The organism is Mycobacterium sp., from assembly GCF_036490025.1.
In the GTDB taxonomy this organism is placed as follows: domain Bacteria; phylum Actinomycetota; class Actinomycetes; order Mycobacteriales; family Mycobacteriaceae; genus Mycobacterium.
The window spans coordinates 1-20,099 of sequence record NZ_DASXEP010000112.1; the positions used below are offsets into that span (position 1 = coordinate 1).

At 65.6% G+C, this 20,099-nt stretch carries 15 protein-coding genes; 11 read left to right on the forward strand and 4 right to left on the reverse strand.

Annotation, left to right across the window (positions count from 1 at the left end):
- The first annotated feature begins 79 nt into the window (after positions 1 to 79).
- Positions 80 to 2,143 carry an alkaline phosphatase family protein gene (locus VGG53_RS12235; RefSeq protein WP_331518325.1) on the forward strand — a complete coding sequence of 688 codons (2,064 nt, stop codon included), beginning with the start codon at positions 80 to 82 and terminating at the stop codon, positions 2,141 to 2,143.
- A 9-nt stretch (positions 2,144 to 2,152) separates the two neighbouring features.
- On the opposite strand, the gene VGG53_RS12240 is transcribed toward VGG53_RS12235, so the two are convergent.
- The gene (locus VGG53_RS12240) at positions 2,153 to 3,649 is read right to left on the reverse strand and encodes a CYTH and CHAD domain-containing protein (protein ID WP_331518326.1); all 1,497 of its coding nucleotides are present in this window, start codon (positions 3,647 to 3,649) and stop codon (positions 2,153 to 2,155) included.
- A 43-nt stretch (positions 3,650 to 3,692) separates the two neighbouring features.
- Entirely contained in the window at positions 3,693 to 4,547 is an 855-nt protein-coding gene (panB, locus tag VGG53_RS12245) for a 3-methyl-2-oxobutanoate hydroxymethyltransferase (RefSeq protein WP_331518327.1), read from the reverse strand.
- A 183-nt stretch (positions 4,548 to 4,730) separates the two neighbouring features.
- On the opposite strand from panB, the gene VGG53_RS12250 reads away from it, so the two are divergent.
- From VGG53_RS12250 to VGG53_RS12290, 9 genes are all read left to right on the forward strand, one after another.
- Positions 4,731 to 6,122, forward strand: a complete 1,392-nt coding sequence (locus VGG53_RS12250) for a wax ester/triacylglycerol synthase family O-acyltransferase (RefSeq protein WP_331518328.1) — start codon at positions 4,731 to 4,733, stop codon at positions 6,120 to 6,122.
- Between the two features lie 49 nt (positions 6,123 to 6,171).
- Positions 6,172 to 7,731, forward strand: a complete 1,560-nt coding sequence (locus VGG53_RS12255) for an alpha/beta hydrolase (RefSeq protein ID WP_331518329.1) — start codon at positions 6,172 to 6,174, stop codon at positions 7,729 to 7,731.
- 117 nt (positions 7,732 to 7,848) lie between these two features.
- Complete coding sequence (locus VGG53_RS12260) at positions 7,849 to 9,402, forward strand: alpha/beta hydrolase (RefSeq protein ID WP_331518330.1); 1,554 nt, start codon at positions 7,849 to 7,851, stop codon at positions 9,400 to 9,402.
- Positions 9,403 to 9,450: 48 nt separating this feature from the next.
- Positions 9,451 to 10,788 carry a glutamine synthetase family protein gene (locus VGG53_RS12265; RefSeq protein WP_331518331.1) on the forward strand — a complete coding sequence of 446 codons (1,338 nt, stop codon included), beginning with the start codon at positions 9,451 to 9,453 and terminating at the stop codon, positions 10,786 to 10,788.
- 54 nt (positions 10,789 to 10,842) lie between these two features.
- Positions 10,843 to 13,815: a bifunctional [glutamine synthetase] adenylyltransferase/[glutamine synthetase]-adenylyl-L-tyrosine phosphorylase gene (locus VGG53_RS12270; protein WP_331518332.1), complete on the forward strand. Its 2,973-nt coding sequence runs from the start codon at positions 10,843 to 10,845 to the stop codon at positions 13,813 to 13,815.
- 14 nt (positions 13,816 to 13,829) lie between these two features.
- Positions 13,830 to 14,441 carry a PaaI family thioesterase gene (locus VGG53_RS12275; protein WP_331518333.1) on the forward strand — a complete coding sequence of 204 codons (612 nt, stop codon included), beginning with the start codon at positions 13,830 to 13,832 and terminating at the stop codon, positions 14,439 to 14,441.
- Complete coding sequence (locus tag VGG53_RS12280) at positions 14,438 to 15,298, forward strand: TIGR03619 family F420-dependent LLM class oxidoreductase (RefSeq protein WP_331518334.1); 861 nt, start codon at positions 14,438 to 14,440, stop codon at positions 15,296 to 15,298. The genes VGG53_RS12275 and VGG53_RS12280 overlap by 4 nt, the downstream gene beginning before the upstream one ends.
- Before the next feature lie 60 nt (positions 15,299 to 15,358).
- Positions 15,359 to 15,592: a hypothetical protein gene (locus tag VGG53_RS12285; RefSeq protein ID WP_331518335.1), complete on the forward strand. Its 234-nt coding sequence runs from the start codon at positions 15,359 to 15,361 to the stop codon at positions 15,590 to 15,592.
- Positions 15,593 to 15,672: 80 nt separating this feature from the next.
- The gene (locus VGG53_RS12290; RefSeq protein ID WP_414688955.1) at positions 15,673 to 16,788 is read left to right on the forward strand and encodes an epoxide hydrolase family protein; all 1,116 of its coding nucleotides are present in this window, start codon (positions 15,673 to 15,675) and stop codon (positions 16,786 to 16,788) included.
- A 3-nt stretch (positions 16,789 to 16,791) separates the two neighbouring features.
- Here the strand turns inward: VGG53_RS12290 and VGG53_RS12295 are convergent, their stop codons facing one another.
- Both VGG53_RS12295 and VGG53_RS12300 read right to left on the reverse strand, forming a co-directional pair.
- On the reverse strand, positions 16,792 to 17,205 hold the full coding sequence (locus tag VGG53_RS12295; protein ID WP_331518337.1) for a DoxX family protein: 414 nt from the start codon (positions 17,203 to 17,205) through the stop codon (positions 16,792 to 16,794).
- A 17-nt stretch (positions 17,206 to 17,222) separates the two neighbouring features.
- Complete coding sequence (locus tag VGG53_RS12300) at positions 17,223 to 18,677, reverse strand: aldehyde dehydrogenase family protein (protein ID WP_331518338.1); 1,455 nt, start codon at positions 18,675 to 18,677, stop codon at positions 17,223 to 17,225.
- Between the two features lie 150 nt (positions 18,678 to 18,827).
- On the opposite strand from VGG53_RS12300, the gene VGG53_RS12305 reads away from it, so the two are divergent.
- Positions 18,828 to 19,541, forward strand: a complete 714-nt coding sequence (locus VGG53_RS12305) for a hypothetical protein (protein ID WP_331518339.1) — start codon at positions 18,828 to 18,830, stop codon at positions 19,539 to 19,541.
- Positions 19,542 to 20,099 lie beyond the last annotated feature (558 nt).

Sequence of the window (20,099 nt, forward strand, 5' to 3'; positions counted from 1 at the left end):
ACGTTGCGACTCGATGAGTATTGGCTAAGGAGTAGCTTAACGTTAACTGAGAAACAACCTTAGGTCGGGAGGTTGTCCGATGACTGGTCAGCGGGCCACGAGGCGGAATCGTCATTCGCGCAACGCCAAGGCGCGCCGCCGCCGTCAGGTGGTCGGTCTGAGTAGCGGTGCGGGGGCGTTTTTGGCGCTCGGCTTGACTCCGCTGGCTGCCGCACCGCCCGCGCATGCCGACGCGTTCGAAGTGATCATCGAGCCGATCATTAACGTGCTGTCGAGTGTTGATCCGGTGCTGGGTGCGGATTTGAGCACGCTGGTGGGAGATCTCACCGCGTCATGGGACAGCATTGTGGCGGCGGACTTTGGCAGTGTGGGCTCGGTGTTGGGGATGGGCGGCAGCGTATTTCCCGACACCAGCGCTGCGGTGTCGGATCCCGGTGCTGCGGGTGCGGATTGGTGGAACACCTTCACGCAAAGCCTTGAGCAGGATTGGATCAACAGTCCCTTTGGGATCCAGGTCGATAACGCGCTCAACGCCTTCGCCGAAAAAGCTGATCCGGCCTTGGCGGGCGATAGTTGCGGGCTGATCTGTGGCGGCGCTGATGCGCAGCCGATGAGTCAGAACTTGCTGGTCAACCCCGGCTTCGAAACGGCCGACCCGTCCGGGTCGGGCTACAGCGGGGTGACCATTCCGGGCTGGACGGAGACCGGCACCCCGACCGTGATCGCCTATGGCACCCAGGGCGGTTATCCGTTCCCATTCTCGTCACCGTTCCCGAAGTTTTTCGACTTTCCACAGACCGCGCCCGCGGGCGGCGGCGACAATTTCGCCGGCGGCGGACCCGTGGCCACGTCCAGCATCGGCCAAACTGTCGACCTCACCGGCGCAGCCGGAACGCCGTTCACGCTGAGTGCAGATCTCGGCGGCCAAGGCTGGGATCCTTCCACGGCCACGGTGCAGGTCACCTTCCTCGACGCCCATGGGGACGTTTTGGGCACCGACTCGCTCAACCCGGTCACGGTATGGGATCGCCTGTATACAACCGGGTTTGAGGAACGCGACATCTCGGGCACGGTCCCGGAGGGCACCACCTCCGCGCAGGTGACCACGACCTTCACCGACAAAGACTGGGTCCTCGGCAATTACAACGGCGCCTACGCCGACAACGAGTCGTTCACCGTCGGCGATCCGAGCCTCACCCCGGCGCCGCTCATTGCACCCACATCCGATGTCGGCCAACTGGATCACGTGTTCCTGATCTACATGGAGAACAAGGGCGTTGACGACATCGTCGGCAGCCCCAACGCGCCGTACATCAACAGCCTGATCAACACCAACGGATATGCGGACAACTACTTCGCGCTGGGTCACCCCAGCGACCCCAACTACATCCGGCCCTTGGGCGGATCGGACTTCGGCCTCGACTACAACCCCACCGGGAACGTCATCGACGCGAACAGCCTGATGCAAGAAATGGACCAGGCCGGCATCTCGTGGGCCGGCTACGCGCAGAGCATGCCCACCCCGGGTGACCTCGTGTCATCGGGTAACTACTCCGTCGACGAACTACCCTTTGCCCAATTCAGCTACGTCTACGACAACACCCCCGCCTACCTTCAGGAACACCTGCTCCCGCTGACGCAGTTGTCTACCGATCTCCAAAACCCAAGCAGCTTCCCGGAATTCACGTGGATCGCCGCCGACGAGGACCACAACATGGAAGGCCCCATCGATAATCTCCAAGGCCTCGGCCAATTCATTTACAGCCAGTTCACGGACCACCAGTACAACGTCGAGGCCGGCGACCAGTTCCTCCAGCAGGAGGTGTCCTCCATCGAACACTCGGCAACGTGGACTGACCCGACGCAGAAGGACGCGATCATCATCACGTTCGACGAAGACAACAACAACCTGTCACTGGGCTTCGGTAACGATGGCAACAACGTTCCGATGATCATCATCCCGAACGGGGGCGCCGTGACGTCTGGCGGAATGGAATCCGGCCCCTTCACCACCGACGCCTACTACAACGAGTACAGCCTGATGGCCACTATTGAAGACGCCTTGCGTGCTATGCCAGGAACTCTGGCCCCGCTCACTGCCAACGACATGTACGCCCCACCCATGAACGCTTTCTGGAAATAAGGTCGACCCTCAGTCCGACAGCTTGCGCACTGCCTGAAAGAGCTTGCCGAGCTTGGGCGGCAGCCGCCGGCGGGAGTCCAGTGCCAGGTCGGCTTCCCGCTGATACAGCAGCCCGTAGGTGAAGGTGTCCTCGCCGGCCGCGTGCGCGGTCTCGGCTTGCTGCACCAGGTGCGCGCGGCTGACCACGCTGTCCTGATGATCACCGAGCAACGACTGTAGTTTCTTGGCCCGCTTGGATACCTTCTTCGCGCCCGTCGCATCTGCGGTGTAACGAAGTCGCTTGGCGCGCTTACGGATTCGGTGTATCGCTTCGTCACGTTCCGTCGCGACGACCGCCCGTCGGGCGGCTTTCGCCGCCTTGCGGACCTTCTTGCCCGCCGCGCCGACGATCGCCGGCGCGGACTCGGCACCGGCCGGCGGGGCTTCGGTGACCAATGCGTCCAGGTCATCGAGCAGGCGGAAATAACGAGGTAAGCGCAAGGCGGCCAACGCATGTCGGAGCCCGGTGCGGTAGCGATGTTCGGCGCCGTCAACAAGCCGCTCCCGGATGGGCCCACGGATCAGCTCCGGCGGCACAGCGTCCAAAGCGCCGCGGTAGCGGTCGGCTAAGACTTCGGCGTCGCGGCAGCTCCCCAATACGTTGCCCAGCTCGCGTAGCTCATCGACGACCGGCGCATTGTCAACGAGCCCGAAGGAATCCGGAGCGGCCTGCAACAGGCTGCGGATTTTGCGTGCGGTCACCCGCATCTGGTGCACCGCGTCGTCGGCCTCGGCCCGCACCGCGCGGTCCCACTCCAGCAGCTCGCCGATCTGTTCAGCCAGCGCCCGATGCAGCGGTTCGGTCGGCTGGTCACGCTCGCCGCTTGGCGAGGTGTCGAGCACCCGCGCCAGCTTGCTGCCATGACCGGCCGGGCTGGCACCGGCGTCGAGTATCCGTTCGCACAGCGTGTCCATCAGCCCGGAGTTCGCTTCGGCGCCGACGAGTTCGAGCTCCCATTCCCGCCACCGCTGTTGGGCGGTGGGCCCGTCGGCGACGCGTCCCGCGGCGACCCGGTCGTCGCAGAACTCGGCGAGCGTCGCGCCGTCGACACCGTAGAGCAGACGAACCTGCCGGGTGGTGCTGATCCGCGCCACCGGACTCACCGGACGGTCCCGGACAATGGCGAGCACCACATCCAGCAGCTCGGTCGGCACAGCGTGCGGGTCGCGGCTGCCGGTGGCTTCCAACGGCACCCGCACTTCGGTGCGGGCATCGCGGCCGGCGGGCAATTTCAGATGCCAGCCCGCATCGAGGCCGCCGGTGCGACGGCGCAACGTGATGCGGTGCAGCGCCAGATCACCGGCCGGGGTATCGAAATACACTGCGTCCAACGCCTGCGTCTCGGCTTGACTAACCCCGGCGACCTCCGCGATGCCATCGAATGACGGTGGCGGCATGGACTCGTGGACGTCGAACTTGCGCTCCACCTCGAGGTACCGCGATGGGCCCGCGGCGTTGACAGACATCCCGGCTAACGTGCCATATCCGGGCGGCGGCGAAACCGGCAGCTCAGAAGCTGTGCTCGTCGTCGGGGAAGACCCCACTGGCGACATCGTCAGCGTACTGCGTTGCCGCGCGGTGCAATTCGCCGCCGACGTCGCCGAATCGCTTGACGAACTTGGCCGTCTTGCCGCTGGTCAACCCGGCCATGTCCTGCCAGACCAGCACCTGGGCATCGCAATTGCGTCCTGCGCCGATCCCGATCGTAGGAATCGTCAGCTTGCCGGTGATCTGGGTGGCCAGCTCGGCGGGCACCATTTCCATCACCACGGAGAAGGCACCGGCTTCGGCCACGGCGATCGCGTCGTGGATAGTCTGCTCGGCGGCGTCGCCGCGGCCCTGTACCCGGAAACCACCCAGGGTGTTGACGCTTTGCGGGGTGAAGCCGATGTGAGCCATCACCGGGATACCGGCGGCGGTCAGGGCAGCGATCTGCCCGGCGACCCGCTCGCCGCCCTCCAGCTTGACCGCATGCGCGCCGGCTTCCTTCATGAAACGAATCGCGGTGTCGAGCGCCGCGGCCGGTCCGGCTTCATAGCTGCCGAACGGCAAGTCGGCGACCACCAGAGCGTGCGGTGCGCCGCGCACGACGCCACGCACCAGCGGAATCAACTCGTCGATCGAGACCGGCACCGTGGTGTCGTAGCCGTAGACGACGTTGGCAGCCGAATCGCCGACCAGCAGCACCGGGATGCCGGCGTCGTCGAAGATCCGGGCAGTCGAGTAGTCGTAGGCCGTCAGCATCGCCCACTTGTGGCCTTCGGCCTTCATCTTCTGCAGATGGTGGACACGCACCTTGGTCCGCGGCTTGGCAGCGGTATCGGGCTGCGCGGAATGAGGGCCGTAAACACTGTGTTCAGACATCATTGTCCCTAGTGGTGGTCGGGTCGATCCTCGTGGCCCAAATGGGTCCCCGGGTTCGTCTGACCCAAACAGTCTGCCATCTGCGGCCGACCCTGTGCAGAACAGGCCCAGTGGACTTCCTCACACCGTTGCCCATCGGACAATTCTGGCGCCGCCCCGCGACAGCGGACATACCATCGGCTGATGCAGCGCCTCAGTGGACTCGACGCCAGCTTCCTCTACCTGGAAACCCCAACGCAGCCGTTGCATGTCTGCTCGATTCTGGAACTCGACACGTCGACCATGCCCGGGGGCTACACCTTCGACCGGCTCCGCGACCAATTGGCGGTGCGGATCAAGGCAATGCCGCAGTTCCGCGAGAAGCTGGCCGACAGCCCGCTCAACCTGGACCATCCGGTTTGGGTGGACGACAACAACTTTGACGTCAACCGCCATTTGCACCGAATCGGTCTGCCGCCGCCGGGCGGACGGACGGAGCTGGCCGAGATCTGCGGTCATATCGCGGGCCTGCCGCTGGACCGGACCCGGCCGTTGTGGGAGATGTGGGTCATCGAAGGTGTTGCGGGCACCGATGCCCAACAGGATGGCCGTCTGGCCGTGATGACGAAGGTGCACCACGCCGGCGTGGACGGCGTGACCGGGGCCAATCTGATGTCGCAGCTGTGCAGCACCGAGGCGGACGCGCCCGCACCCGACCCGGTCGACGGCGTCGGCGGTGCCAGCCAGATCGAGATCGCGGTGACCGGAGCGTTGAAATTCGCGACCAGGCCGCTGCGCCTTGCCAATGCGCTGACGGATACCGCGTCATCGGTGGTCAAGACGGTATTGCGGGCGCGCATCGGCCAGACGATGGCGACGCCTTTCACCGCCCCGCGCACCGCGTTCAACGCGAGCGTCACCCTGCACCGCAACATCGCCTATGCGCAGCTGGACCTCGAGGACATCAAAAAGGTCAAAAGCTACTTCGACGTCAAGGTCAACGACGTGGTGATGGCGTTGGTGTCCGGCGTCCTGCGACATTTCCTGCTCGACCGGGGTGAGCTGCCGGAGTCGTCGTTGGTGGCGATGGTACCGGTATCAGTGCGCGGCAAATCGGATCGGCCTGGGCGCAACCAGGTTTCGGGCATGTTCTCCAGCCTGCATACCCATATCGCCGACCCGGCGGAACGGATCAAGGCCATCTCTGACGCGAATTCGATTGGCAAGCAACATAGTTCGGCGATCAGTGCCACGCTGCTACAAGACTGGTCGCAGTTCGCCGCCCCCGCCGTGTTCGGTCTGGCGATGCGCGCCTATGCGCGCACCCGGCTCACCAAGAGCAGGCCGGTGCACAACCTGGTGGTGTCCAACGTGCCGGGCCCCCAGGTCCCGCTGTATTTCCAGGGCAGTGAGGTCAAGGCGATGTATCCGCTGGGGCCGATCTTCCACGGCTCCGGGCTGAACATCACCGTGATGTCGCTGACCGGCAAACTCGACGTCGGGATCATCGCCTGCCCGGAGCTGGTGCCGGACCTGTGGGACCTTGCCGACGACTTCGCGGTCGGAATGGAAGAACTGCTGCTCGCGACACGATAGACGCCCCAGCAGCCGGGGGCTCGCGTTGACCCATGGCAGCATGTTGGGCATGGGGACCCCTCGCCGCGGCAAGATCGCGCGCTCGATGCTGATCTGGACCGCGGTGACGGTCGTCGCGGCGACAGTGGCCGGCTGCACGCAGGTCGTCAAGGGTCGCGCGGTGCTTTCCGGCCCCAAAGTCGGCCAACCGGTGGAGTGGGGACCGTGCCGAATCTCCGGCGGGGCCGTGGTGAAGCTGCCGGGCGCCGCGCAGTGCGGCAAGCTCGCCGTACCTGTGGACTACAAGCACGCCGGCGGCGACGCCACCACGCTCGGGCTCATTCGCTTCCCGGCCACCGGAGACAAGGTCGGCTCGCTGGTCATCAACCCGGGCGGCCCGGGGGAATCCGGCATCGAGGCGGCGCTGGGCATCGTGCAATCGTTGTCGCCGCAGGTGAGGGAACGCTTCGATCTGGTCGGGTTCGACCCCCGCGGTGTTGCCGCGTCACGACCGGCGATCTGGTGTAACTCCGACGCCGACAACGACCGGCTGCGCACCGAGACGCAAGTTGACTACAGCCCGGCAGGCGTGGCACACATCGAGGACGAGACGAAGGCCTACGTCGGCCGCTGTCTAGCCAAGATGGGCAAGAAATTCTTGGCGAACATCGGAACCGACAACGTCGCCCGCGATCTGGACACCATCCGGGAAGCGTTGGGCGACAGCAAGTTGACGTTCCTGGGCTACTCCTACGGCACCCGGATCGGCGCTGCCTATGCCGAAGCATTTCCGAAGAACATCCGGGCGATGATTCTTGACGGCGCCATCGACCCCAACGCCGATCCCGTCGAGTCAGACCTGCGTCAGGCCAAGGGCTTTCAGGGCGCCTTCGATAACTACGCGAAAGACTGCGCCAAGTCGCCCACCTGCCCGCTGGGCACCGACCCGGCGAAAGCTGTTGACGTCTACCACAGTCTGGTCTATCCGCTTGTCGACAAGAACAATCCGTCGGTCGGCAGGCCGGCGCGCACCAAAGATCCACGTGGCCTGAGCTACAGCGACGCCATCATCGGCACCATCATGGCGCTGTATTCGCCGACCTTCTGGCACCACTTGACGTCCGGGCTGGCCGAGCTGGCCCATCATCGCGGCGACATGCTGCTCGAATTGGCCGACCTGTACATGCGTCGCGACAAACACGGCCACTACAGCAACTCCACCGACGCCCGGGTTGCGGTCAACTGCGTGGACCAACCGCCGGTCAAGGATCGGGCCAAGGTCATCGACGAGGACCGCCGCTCGCGTCAAGTCGCTCCGTTCATGAACTACGGCAAGTTCACCGGCGACGCCCCGCTGGGCACGTGCGCCTTCTGGCCGGTGCCGCCGACGAGCAAGCCACACCCCATCTCGGTGTCCAACCTGGCGCCGACGCTGGTGATATCCACCACCCATGACCCGGCGACGCCGTACCAAGCCGGCGTCGACCTGGCGAATGAACTGCACGGCGGATTGCTCACCTTCGACGGCACGCAGCACACCGTTGTCTTTCAGGGCAACAGCTGCATCGACGACTATGCGACGGCCTATCTCATCAGCGGTACAGTGCCGTCCAAGGGGGCTAAGTGTTAGCACCGCCCGCAGGTCCGCGGTAAAAGCGAAACATAAAGACCGCGCGGTAAATAACGAGACCAAGGTGTGACCAATGGGATCACGGCCTGTGGCCGACGCATGCCACGATTGACTGCCATGTGGCGCATGAGACGGCTGAGCTCTGCGCTGCTTTCTTTCATGTTGTCGATCACGGCGGCTGTTGCCTGGGCGCCGGTGGCGGGCGCGACGCCGGGATACGACGCGGGCCCCACGCCCAGCCCGGCGGCGCCACAGCCGTCGTCGACGCCGCGGCTGAACTGGGGAAGCTGCAGCCAGGTCCTCAACGGCCCCGGCGACGTGCCCAGCGCGCAGTGCGGGACCGTGGCGGTCCCCGTCGACTACGCGAACCCGGGTGGCGCCCAAGTCCACCTCGCGGTGATTCGCATTCCGGCGACCGGGCCGCGGATCGGAGCGCTGCTGATCAATCCGGGCGGTCCCGGGGCGTCGGCGGTCGACATGGTTGCCGCGATGGGCCCGGACCTGGCCGGCTCAGAGGTCAGTCAGCGGTTCGACCTGGTCGGCTTCGACCCCCGCGGCGTCGGCCACTCCACGCCGGGGGTGCACTGCCAGACCGACGCCGAATTCGATGCCTACCGGCGCGAGCCGATGGTCGACTACAGCCCCCAAGGCGTGGCGCACATCGAGCAGATTTATCGGCAGGTGGCCCAACGCTGTGTGGCCCGGAACGGCTCGGCGTTCCTGGAGAACGTCGGTACCGCGTCGGTTGCCCGCGACATGGATGCGGTACGCCAGGCGCTGGGCGACGAGCAGATCAACTACCTGGGCTATAGCTATGGCACCGAGCTGGGGACCGCCTACGTCGAACGCTTCGGCGACCACGTCCGGTCGATGGTGCTCGACGGCGCCATCGACCCGAGCATCGGCCCCATCGACGAGCTCGTCAACCAGGAGGCGGGCTTTCAGACCGCGTTCAACGACTACGCCGCGGACTGCGCCCGCTCGGCGGACTGCCCGCTGGGCACCGACCCGGCGCAGTGGGTCAGCCGCTACCACCAATTGATCGACCCGCTGGTGACCAAACCCGCGCCGACCTCAGATCCCCGCGGGCTCGGTTACGCCGACGCGACCACGGGCACCGTCAACGCGCTCTACACCCCGCAGTTCTGGAAGTTCCTCACCAGCGGTCTGCTCGGCCTGCGGCGCGGTACCGACCCCGGTGACCTGTTGACGCTGGCCGACGCCTACTACGGCCGCGACGACAAGGGGCACTACAACAGCTCGCAGGACGCGTTCAACGCGGTCCGCTGCGTCGATGCACCCGAGCCGACCGATCCTGCGGCATGGGCGGACGTCGATCGGCGCATCCGTCAGGTCGCGCCGTTCGCGTCCTACGGGCAGTTCACCGGGCATGCGCCGCGCGACCTGTGCGCGCTGTGGCCGGTGCCCGCGACGTCATCGCCGCAGCCAGCGGCGCCGGTCGCTCCCGGCAAAGTCGTCGTGGTGTCCACCACCCACGACCCGGCCACCCCATACCAAGCCGGCGTCGACCTGGCCCGCCAACTCGGCGCCGACCTGATCACCTTCGAGGGCACCCAACACACCGTGGTGTTCAACGGAAATGACTGCGTCGACGGCGCTGCGGTCCGCTACTTGGTCGATGGGGCGGCCCCGGGAAACTTAAGGTGTTAAGCCGCGCCGGTAACACAAACTTAACGGCGCATGCATATTGTTCCAGGTATGGACCGACAAAAGGAATTCGTGCTCCGCACGTTGGAGGAACGCGACATTCGGTTCGTCCGGCTGTGGTTCACCGACGTGCTCGGTTACCTCAAGTCGGTCGCGATCGCTCCTGCCGAACTTGAGGGCGCCTTCGAAGAAGGCATCGGCTTCGACGGGTCGTCCATCGAGGGCTTTGCCCGGGTCTCGGAATCCGACACGGTGGCGCATCCCGACCCGTCGACGTTCCAGGTGCTGCCCTGGACGACCCGCACCGGCCACCACCACTCGGCGCGGATGTTCTGCGACATCACGATGCCCGACGGCTCGCCGTCGTGGGCCGACCCGCGCCACGTATTGCGCCGTCAGCTAGGCAAAGCCAACGATCTGGGCTTCTCCTGCTATGTGCATCCGGAGATCGAGTTCTTCCTGTTGGAACCCGGCCCCGAAGACGGGTCGGTACCCGTTCCGGCCGACAACGCCGGCTACTTCGACCAGGCCGTGCACGCCGCCTCCAACTTTCGCCGGCACGCGATCGATGCGCTGGAATCCATGGGTATCTCGGTGGAATTCAGCCACCACGAAGGCGCGCCCGGCCAGCAGGAGATCGACCTACGTTTCGCGGACGCGCTGTCGATGGCCGACAACGTGATGACGTTCCGCTACCTGATCAAAGAGGTTGCGCTGAACGAGGCGTCGCGCGCGACGTTTATGCCCAAGCCGTTCGGCCAGCACCCCGGCTCGGCGATGCATACCCACATGAGCCTGTTCGAGGGCGAGGTCAACGCGTTCCACAGCCCGGACGATCCACTCCAGCTCTCCGATATCGCCAAATCGTTCATCGCCGGAATCCTCGAGCACGCCAGCGAGATCAGCGCGGTCACCAACCAGTGGGTCAACTCCTACAAACGGCTGGTGCTCGGCGGCGAGGCGCCCACCGCGGCGTCGTGGGGCGCCGCCAACCGGTCGGCCCTGGTTCGCATCCCGATGTACAGCCCGCACAAGACCTCGTCGCGGCGTATCGAGGTGCGCAGCCCCGACTCCGCCTGCAATCCGTACCTGACGTTCGCGGTGCTGTTGGCCGCGGGGCTGCGCGGCGTGGAGAAGGGTTACGTCCTGGGCCCCCAGGCCGAAGACAACGTCTGGGACCTCACCGCCACCGAACGGCGCGCGATGGGTTATCGCGAGTTGCCGTCCAGCCTCGACGAAGCACTGCGCGCGATGGAGAGTTCCGAGCTCGTCGCAGAGGCGCTGGGGGAGCACGTCTTCGACTTCTTCCTGCGCAACAAGCGCACGGAGTGGGCGAACTATCGCCGGCACGTCACGCCCTACGAACTGCAGACGTACCTCGCGCTGTAGCTGGTGTGGGCGGCCCGCCCAGACGAGGTCTCGTTCTGCGCTAACGTCGAGAGCGTGAACCATCCCGTGACAGAACGGCCGAAAGTGCCCAGTGTCGGGCGCCTCGGGTTGGTCGACGACCGCGCCGGCGCGAATTTGGCGCAGCTGGGGTGGAACACCGAAGAACACATCGACGTGTTGTGGTCACTGTCGCGCGCGGCGGACGCGGACGCGGCCTTGTGTGCGACGGTCCGGCTGGCCGAGGCGCTCGGCGACGGCTGGGACGAACTCAACGCGGCACTGGCCTCCGACCGCGGCCTGCGTGGCCGGCTGTTCGGAGTGCTCGGATCGTCGCTGGCGCTGGGGGACCACCTGGTCGCCCATCCGCAGGCGTGGCGTCTGCTGCAGGGCAACGTGAAACTGCCGTCCGCCGAACAACTGCGTGCGGCGTTCGCCGAGTGCGTCGCTGAACCGCCAAGCGCCGCAGGGTCGGTGGTGTGGCGGCTACGCGAATGCTACCGCGACCGGCTACTGGTGCTGGCCGCGCTGGATCTGGCGCCGATGGTCGAGAACGAGCCGGTGCTGTCCTTCAGGGCCGTCGGTGCCCAGCTGTCCGACATGGCCGACGCCGCACTGGCGGCCGCGCTGTCCGTCGCCGAGATCACCGTGTGCGGGGACGCCACGCCGCCCCGGCTGGCGGTGATCGCGATGGGCAAATGTGGTGCGCGCGAACTGAATTACGTCAGCGACGTCGACGTCATCTTTGTTGCTGAGCCCGCGGATCCGGTTTCCGCCCGGATAGCGGGGGAGATGATGAGGTTGGCCTCGGATGCCTTCTTCCAGGTGGACGCGGCGCTGCGCCCGGAAGGTCGCCACGGTGAGCTGGTCCGCACCCTCGACTCGCATGTCAGCTACTACCAGCAGTGGGCCAAGACGTGGGAATTTCAGGCGTTGCTGAAAGCCCGACCTGCCGCCGGCGACGCCGAACTCGGTAAGCAGTACATCGCCACGCTGATGCCGATGGTGTGGAACGCCTGCGAGCGTGAGGATTTCGTGAGCGAGGTCCAGGCGATGCGTCGACGGGTGGAGGAACTGGTGCCCGCCGACGTCCGGAGCCGCGAGATCAAACTCGGCAGCGGCGGGCTGCGCGACGTCGAGTTCGCGGTGCAGCTGTTGCAGCTCGTGCACGGCCGCAACGATGAGTCGCTGCACGTGGCGTCGACGGTCGACGCGCTGGCCGCGCTGGGCGCCGGCGGCTACGTCGGCCGGGACGACACGGCGAACCTGACTGCCTCCTACGAGTTTCTTCGTCTGCTGGAGCACCGGCTGCAGTTGCAGCGCCTCAAACGCACCCACATGTTGCCGGTGTTCGACGACGACGAGGCGATGCGCTGGCTGGCCCGGGCGGCCCATGTCCGACCCGACGGCAGCCACGATGCGCTGGGAGTGCTGCGCGAGGAACTCAAACGCCACCACCTGCGGGTGTCGCGGCTGCACGCCAAACTGTTCTATCAGCCGCTGCTGGAATCGCTTGCGCCAGAAGGCCTGGAGTTCGCCCACGGAATGACGCCGGCGGCGGCCGAGCGTCAGCTCGCCGCATTGGGCTACGAGGCGCCGCAAAGCGCGCTGACCCATCTGGCCGCGTTGATCAACCAGAGCGGTCGCCGGGGCCGGGTGCAATCGGTGCTGCTGCCCAGACTGCTGGACTGGCTCTCCGATACCCCTGATCCCGACGGCGGGCTGCTGGCCTACCGCCGGATCAGTGAGGTGATGGTGACCCAGCGTTGGTATCTGTCCACGCTGCGCGACAAGCCCTCGGTGGCCAAGCGGTTGATGCATGTGCTTGGAACGTCGGCGTATGTGCCGGACCTCTTGATGCGCGCACCGGAGGTCGTCCAGAACTACAGCGACGGTCCGTCGGGACCCAAGCTGCTCGACGTGGACCCCGACGCGGTGGCCGGCGGACTGGTTGCCTCGGCGGGCCGGCAGAGCGATCCGGTGCGCGCCATCGCCATTGCGCGCTCACTGCGGCGGCGTGAGCTGGCCCGCGTCGCGTCGGCCGACCTGCTGGGCCTGCTCGACGTCAGCGACGTGTGCGCCGCGCTCACCGCGGTGTGGGTCGCGGTTCTCCAGGCCGCCCTGAACGCGGTGATTCGGGCCAACCTCCCCGATAGCGGCAACGCCCCGGCCGCCTTCGCGGTCATCGGGATGGGCCGGCTCGGCGGCCGCGAGCTGGGCTACGGATCCGACGCCGACGTGCTGTTCGTCTGCGAACCGGCCGACGGTGTGCGGGACTCCGACGCGGTGCGCTGGGCCATCACGGTGGCCGAGCAGATTCGCGCGCTGCTGGGAACCCCCAGTGCCGACCCGCCGTTGGAGGTCGATGCCGGGCTGCGCCCTGAGGGCCGCAGCGGTCCGCTGGTCCGCACGCTCGCCTCCTACACCGCTTACTACGAGCAGTGGGCGCAGCCGTGGGAGATCCAGGCGCTGCTACGGGCCGACGCGGTCGCCGGTGACGCGGATCTGGGTCGGCGGTTCCTGCACATGGTCGACAAGACGCGCTACCCCTCCGGCGGGGTGTCCGCGCAGGCGGTCCGCGAGATCCGGCGGATGAAGGCGCGGGTCGATTCCGAGCGGCTGCCGCGCGGCGCCGACCCGAAAACCCACACCAAGCTGGGGCGTGGGGGACTGGCCGACATTGAGTGGACCGTGCAGCTGCTGCAGCTGCGCTACGCCAGCGAAATCGACGCGCTGCACAACACCTCGACGCTGGCGAGCCTGGACGCCGCCGCTGAGGCCGCCCTGATCACCACCGAGGACGCGGGCCTGCTGCGGGAGGCGTGGCTGACCGCGACCCGCGCGCGCAACGCGCTGGTGCTGGTTCGCGGCAAGCCCACCGACCAGTTGCCCGGGCCCGGACGCCTGCTCAACACCGTCGCCGTCGCGGCGGGCTGGGCGAAGAACGGGGACGGCGGCGAGTTCTTGGACAACTACCTGCGGGTGACTCGGCGCGCAAAAGCCGTCGTGCACAAGATCTTCGACGAATGATCCCCTACGAGGTCATGAGCGCCGACGAACATGATCGGCTCGTGGCGCTCTACGGTCCGCTGACCGACGACGTGCGTGAGCTGATCCAGGCGGCTCTGCGTACCGACGCAGATCAGGACTCCATCGAGACCGCTCGAGCCGCGATCCGGGCTGCATCGGATGTGCTGCGCCGCAACCAACGTGACGAGTCGAATGTGGTGCGCTACGCGGTCGGGAGCCGTCCGGTGGTGTGGAGCAACGCGGTGATCGGCTTGCGCAACGCGATCGCCCCGCCGCTGACCATCCACCATGGCGACGACGCCACCCGCTGCTGGAGCGAGTTCACCCTCAACGCCGCTTATGAGGGCCCGCCCGGGCTGGTACACGGCGGCGTCTGTGCGCTGGTGCTCGACCACGTGCTCGGTGAAGCCGCCAGCGCGGGCCTGACCAAGCCGCTGTTCACCGGGACCCTCACGGTTCGATTCGTGCGCGGTACCCCGTTGGGAAGGCTGCGCGCCGACGCCGCGATCGAGCGCACCGAAGGAGTCAAATCGTTTGTATCGGGCCATCTTTCCGATGCCGAGGGGATTACCGTCGAAGCGGAGGGGATCTTCATCAAGCCGGCGTGGGCGCGGGACGCTGAATGAAGTTCTACATCAGCAGCGCATTCCTGGATACCCGCGAGATCGTCGAGGTCGCCAAGATCGCCGACGACCTCGGCTACGACGGCATCGGGATACCCGATCACATCGTCAACCTGGAAACCCTCAACACCCCGTACCCGTACACCAAGGACGGCCGGCGGCGCTGGCAGCCGTTCACCGAGTGGCCCGACCCGTGGGTTCTGGTCGGTGCACTCGCGCAGGTCACCACGCGGCTGCGGTTCGTCACGACGGTCTACATCCCGGCCATGCGTAATCCGTATTCGGCGGCCAAAGCGATTGGCACCGCGGCATATCTCGCCGACGGCCGAGTCGAGCTCGGTGTCGGCGTCGGCTGGTGTGAAGACGAGTTCGCCTTGATGGAGCAACGCTTCTCCAGCCGCGGTCGACGCACCGACGAGATGCTCGACCTGATGCGAACCCTGTGGTCGCCGGACTGGACGGAATTCGACGGCGAGTACTACCAGACCCCGCGCCTGGAGATGCAGCCGACGCCGCCGCGGATACCGGTCTATGTCGGTGGGCTCAGTGAGATCGCGTTGCGCCGTGCCGCCCGGTATGACGGCTGGATCGGCGACTTGATCAACACCGACCACGCTATCGCGGCAGCGGCCCGGTTGCGTGAGCTGCGAGCCGAAAACGGGTTATCCATGGACGATTTCACCATTCTCACGCCGCTGACCGATGCCTTCACCATCGCCGACTACCAGCGCGCGGAGGATGCGGGCATCAGCGGGATTGTCACCATGCCGTGGATGTTCTACTCCGGGCCGGACGCCACGCTCGCCGAGAAGGTGAACGGCATGCAGAGATTCCGCAAGGACCTGGCGCTGGACGGCTGATCGGAGCTCGTGCCCGTCAAAGCATTCCGCCGCTCGCGCGATTGCCCTAACGTGACGTGGGTGGAGCTACCCGGAAACCCCGAACTGGTGCCCGTGGAGGCATTGCGATCAGGAGACCCGATTACCGACGTCCACGGCGGCGGCCAGCACTACACCGTCCTGGAGTCGAAGGCCTTTGACAACAGCTGCGTAGTCCTCGAGCTCGAGTCGAAAGCCCACGATCAGCTTCGGGTGATCGAAATGTCCTTTCCGATCGGCTACCACATGGGCAGGTTGCCTCGAAACACCGTGTGACACCGCGTCGGTGGTATCACCGACGGACCTGGTGACACTCGGGGATCGTCGGTGCCTGCATGATGAGAGCTATGCCCGAAATCAGGCCGTACCGCATCGACGTCCCCTCCGCCGTTCTCGACGATCTGCACGAGCGTCTGGCGCGTACCCGATGGCCGGAGTCTGAGACCGTCGACGACTGGAGCCAGGGCACTCCGCTGGCCTACACCCGTGAGCTGGCCGCCTACTGGGCCGACGGCTACGACTGGCGCTCCCGGGAAGCCGCGCTGAACCGGTTCGATCACTATCTCACCGAGATCGGCGGGCTGGACATCCATTTCATCCACCAGCGTTCGCCGCACCACGACGCGCTGCCGCTGGTGATCACCCACGGCTGGCCGGGCTCGGTGGTGGAATTCCACAAGGTGATCGAGCCGCTGGTCAACCCCCCGTCGGGCCGGCCCGAGGACGCCTTCCACGTGATCTGCCCGTCGCTGCCGGGATACGGGTTCTCCGGCCGGCCAACCCGCCCCGGGTGGGGCGTGCAGAAGATCGCCGAAGCGTGGGAGACGCTTGTCGGCAGGCTCGGCTACCGCCGGTACGGCGCTCAGGGCGGCGACTGGGGTGCGGCGGTGACGACCCAGATAGGCCGCAACCGTGGTCGTTGCGTGGGCATCCACCTGAACATGCCGATCGCGGGGCCTGCCGCGGGGTCCGGCGATCTCACCGAAGACGAGCAACAAGCGCTGGCGGCATATGCAGAGCACCGCAAATGGGGAACCGGCTATTCCAAGCAGCAATCCACCCGGCCGCAGACGCTGGGTTATGGACTCGCCGATTCGCCGGTGGGACAACTGGCTTGGATCGTGGAGAAGTTCTGGGCGTGGACGGATTGTGACGGGCATCCCGAAAACGCGGTCAGCCGTAGTGAACTGCTCGACAACGTGATGCTGTATTGGGCCACCGGTAGCGGCGCATCCTCAGCGCGGCTGTATTGGGAGAGCTTCAATAGTTTTGTCACCGACGGCCGGGTGGAGCTGCCCACCGGCGTCGCCTCATTTCCGAAGGAAATCCTGCGCACCCCGCGGAGCTGGTGCGAGGCCGCCTACAACATCACGCACTGGACGACGATGCCGCGCGGCGGGCACTTCGCCGCGTTCGAGCAGCCGGAGTTGTTCGTCGACGACGTCCGCGCATTCTTTGCGACGCTGCGGTAAGAGTCAGCGCCGCAGGCGGCCTCGACCTGGGCCGTCCACGGCATAGGCGCCACCCCCGGCGAAGATCAGCAGGAAGAAGGCAAAGCAATACATCACCGCGGCCTCGCCGTGGTTGTTGATCGGGAAGAAGCCGTGCGGCAGATGGACGGTGAAGTAGGCGAACGCCATCTCGCCGCAGGCCAGAAAGGCGGCCGGCCGGGTGAACAGCCCAACGGTGATCAGGGCGCCGGTAATCAGCTCGATCCAGCCGGCGTAGAAATCCGGCCACTGTCCCACCCGCGCAACGTGACCCGCTGCGGGCCAGCCGAACACCGAGGACAAGCCATGGCTGAGGAACAGCAGCCCGAAGATCACCCGAAACACCGCCAGGGCGATCGGCCAGTGCGAAGTCAGCCGCGCCTCGAGACTTTGCGCCACGGGCTGACGATACGTGGTCAGAGCTGAGCCCAGACCGACTTCGTCTTCATGTACATCTCGATGCCTTCTTTGCCGAACTCGTGCCCCCAGCCGGACTGCTTGTGGCCACCGAACGGCACGTCATGGTCGAACACCAACTGGCAGTTGACCTGCACGCTGCCCGCCTGCAGCCGCTTGACGATCCGGTGGGCGCGGCCGAGGTTCTCGGTGTAGACAGTGGCCGCCAGGCCATAGCTGGTGTCGTTGGCCAGCGCCACGGCCTCGTCTTCGTCGTCGAACGCCAGGATGCTGACCACCGGCCCGAAAATCTCCTGCTGATAGAGCCGCATGCCCGGGTCGACGTTGGTGAGCACGGTCGGGTGCACGAAGTAGCCCTTGCGGTCCAGGCGGTAACCGCCGGCGACCACGTCGACGCCGTCGCTTCTGCCCTCGTCGATGAAGCCCATCACGCGGGTCAGTTGCTTCTGGCTGATCAAGGGGCCGCTGACGCAGCCCTCTTCGCTGGGGGCGCCCAGCTTGAATGTGTTGGCCATCATCGAAATGCCTTCCACCACACGGTCGTACACGCCGCGCTGGGCGAAGATCCGGGACCCGCAGACGCAGCCCTGGCCGGAGTGCACGAAGATGCCCAGCGACGCCATCAGGATGGCCTTGTCCAGGTCGGCATCGTCGAAGATCAGCACCGGCGATTTACCGCCGAGCTCGAGGGTGACCTTCTTGAGGTTGCCGGCCGATGCCCGCACGATCTCCTTGCCCACCTCCGTCGAGCCGGTGAACGCGACTTTCTCGACTCCCGCGTGTGCGGAGATCGCCGCGCCGGCGGTGTGACCGTAGCCGGTCAGCAGGTTGACTACCCCCTCGGGAACGCCGGCCTGGTGGACCAGTCTGTCGAGCAGAAGAGCCGAAAGTGGCGTCTCCTCAGCGGGTTTGACGATCATGCTGCTCCCTGCCGCCAGCGCCGGTGCGAGCTTGGCGCTGGCGTTGAAGATCGGGCCGTTCCACGGGAAGATGAGGCCCACGACGCCATAGGGCTCCTTCAGCGTGTAGGCGTGCATGTTGACGAAGGCGTCCGTCGCGATGCCGTCGGTTTTCACGTCATAGGCGACGCCGTTGAGCTTGGAACACCAGCCGGCGTAGTAGCGGAAGAACTCCGAACAGGTGGACATCTGCAGGGTTGCCTGCATCACCGGCATACCGGTGTTCAGCGAGTCGAGTCGGGCGAACTGGTCAGCGTGCTCGTCGATCAGATCCGCGATCTTCCACATCATCTTGGCGCGTTCGCGGCCCGGAAGCTGCGACCAGACGCCCGCCTCGAACGACGACTTCGCCCGCGCGACGGCCTCGTCGACCGCCTCTTCGCCGCAGTCGGTGAATTCGGTGATCGTCTCCTCGGTAGCGGGATCGATGACCGCGATCACGTCACCCGAACCGGGCCGCTTGCGGATGTCGTCCAGGAGTGTCTGCAGCGCCATCTGATCCCTTCCATAACCATGCACGTCGAATGCTGAGCACCTGCTTAGCATTGCGGACGCTGCCCGGTCAAGGCGGTGGTCGGGGCTAGGTCGGCCTGCTGGAAGCCAAATATCCACAGCTAGCTTTCAGCAATTCCGCAGCTGACTACGGTGCAAAAACTAACTGTATCGAAGTACAACAATATGTACGGCAAGCGAATTGGCGGGTTCAACGCTGCAGAAGATGGGCACGGTAAACGATGGATCACGGTGTTGCGCGTTAGCCATTGGCGATTTCGGCGAGCGATCGGCCTCGCCGCCGTGATTCTTGCCGTACTGGTCGTCGTGGCCGTCGGTCTGACGTTCAGCGGCTGGGGAATCGGACCACAACACCTGCCTTCGTCAGCACCGACTTGGGTCAAGCCGGCTCCAGCACCGGTCAGACCGACGCCGCCGATTCCGTCCGAAGTAATGCTCAACGGCCAGTACCAACTGACCGTCGAGGACAGCCAGTCGACGTACGTGGACAGCACCGCATCCGAATGGTCATCGGGCTTCGTCGATTACGTTGGTTTCATCCAGTTTTCGACCAAGTGCACAGGCTCGAAGTGCGTTGCCACATCAACGCCGATGAGCGACCCGAACTCGCCCGCCTTGGGAAAGAACGTGGAAACGATGGTATGGGCATCTGGAGAGTGGTCCAGCCGCGAAAGCCCGATGCCCGACGGTGACGGTATGGACGAGTCCTCAACAATCCTTCACTCAGACGGCCGCCGCGGCTTTCTGGGCACGACGACAGACACCATCATTTCGGGGCCGCACACCGGCGCTCAACTCAGTGCCCCCGTTGTTCTCACGCCCAGATTTGATCCCGCGAATCTGTAGGCCACGAAAAGCGCTGAGCCGGTTGCCGACTCACACGTCGTAGTAGAGCGCGAACTACGTCCTGGGCGTTTGTCAGCGTTTGCTGGCCTGGGGGATAGTTACGAAGTGGCACCTGAGCTGCGGGAATGTCTAGCCGGATCGTTGGCCGGGATTGGCATTGCGCGGAGATCCTGCGGGCGGCCTGCGGGCGACAAGGTCCGCCTGGCGGATGGCGCACTCGCTAGCCGCGCTTCGACGGCGCGGACAAAGGCCTTACCCGACATCGGACTAAAAATCCACTAAGGAACCGGGTGTGTCGCGTGTCGTGACACGGCCGCGTCCCTGCTCCGTGAAACCGTTTGAGGCGAGGACGTGAACCCACGCCCGTAAACCGACCCTCGAATTGCTGGACATGACCAACAACAACAAACTACCCACCCACAGGGATGGCCTACTGAGTGCTTTGCGCGAGCTGCTATCGAAGTCACAGCCGCTCAGTCGAAGTGTCGCGAACTTTTCTGACCTGGACTATCTACGTGCAGCCGTTCGCAACGACACACTCGCGGAGCTGTACAAACG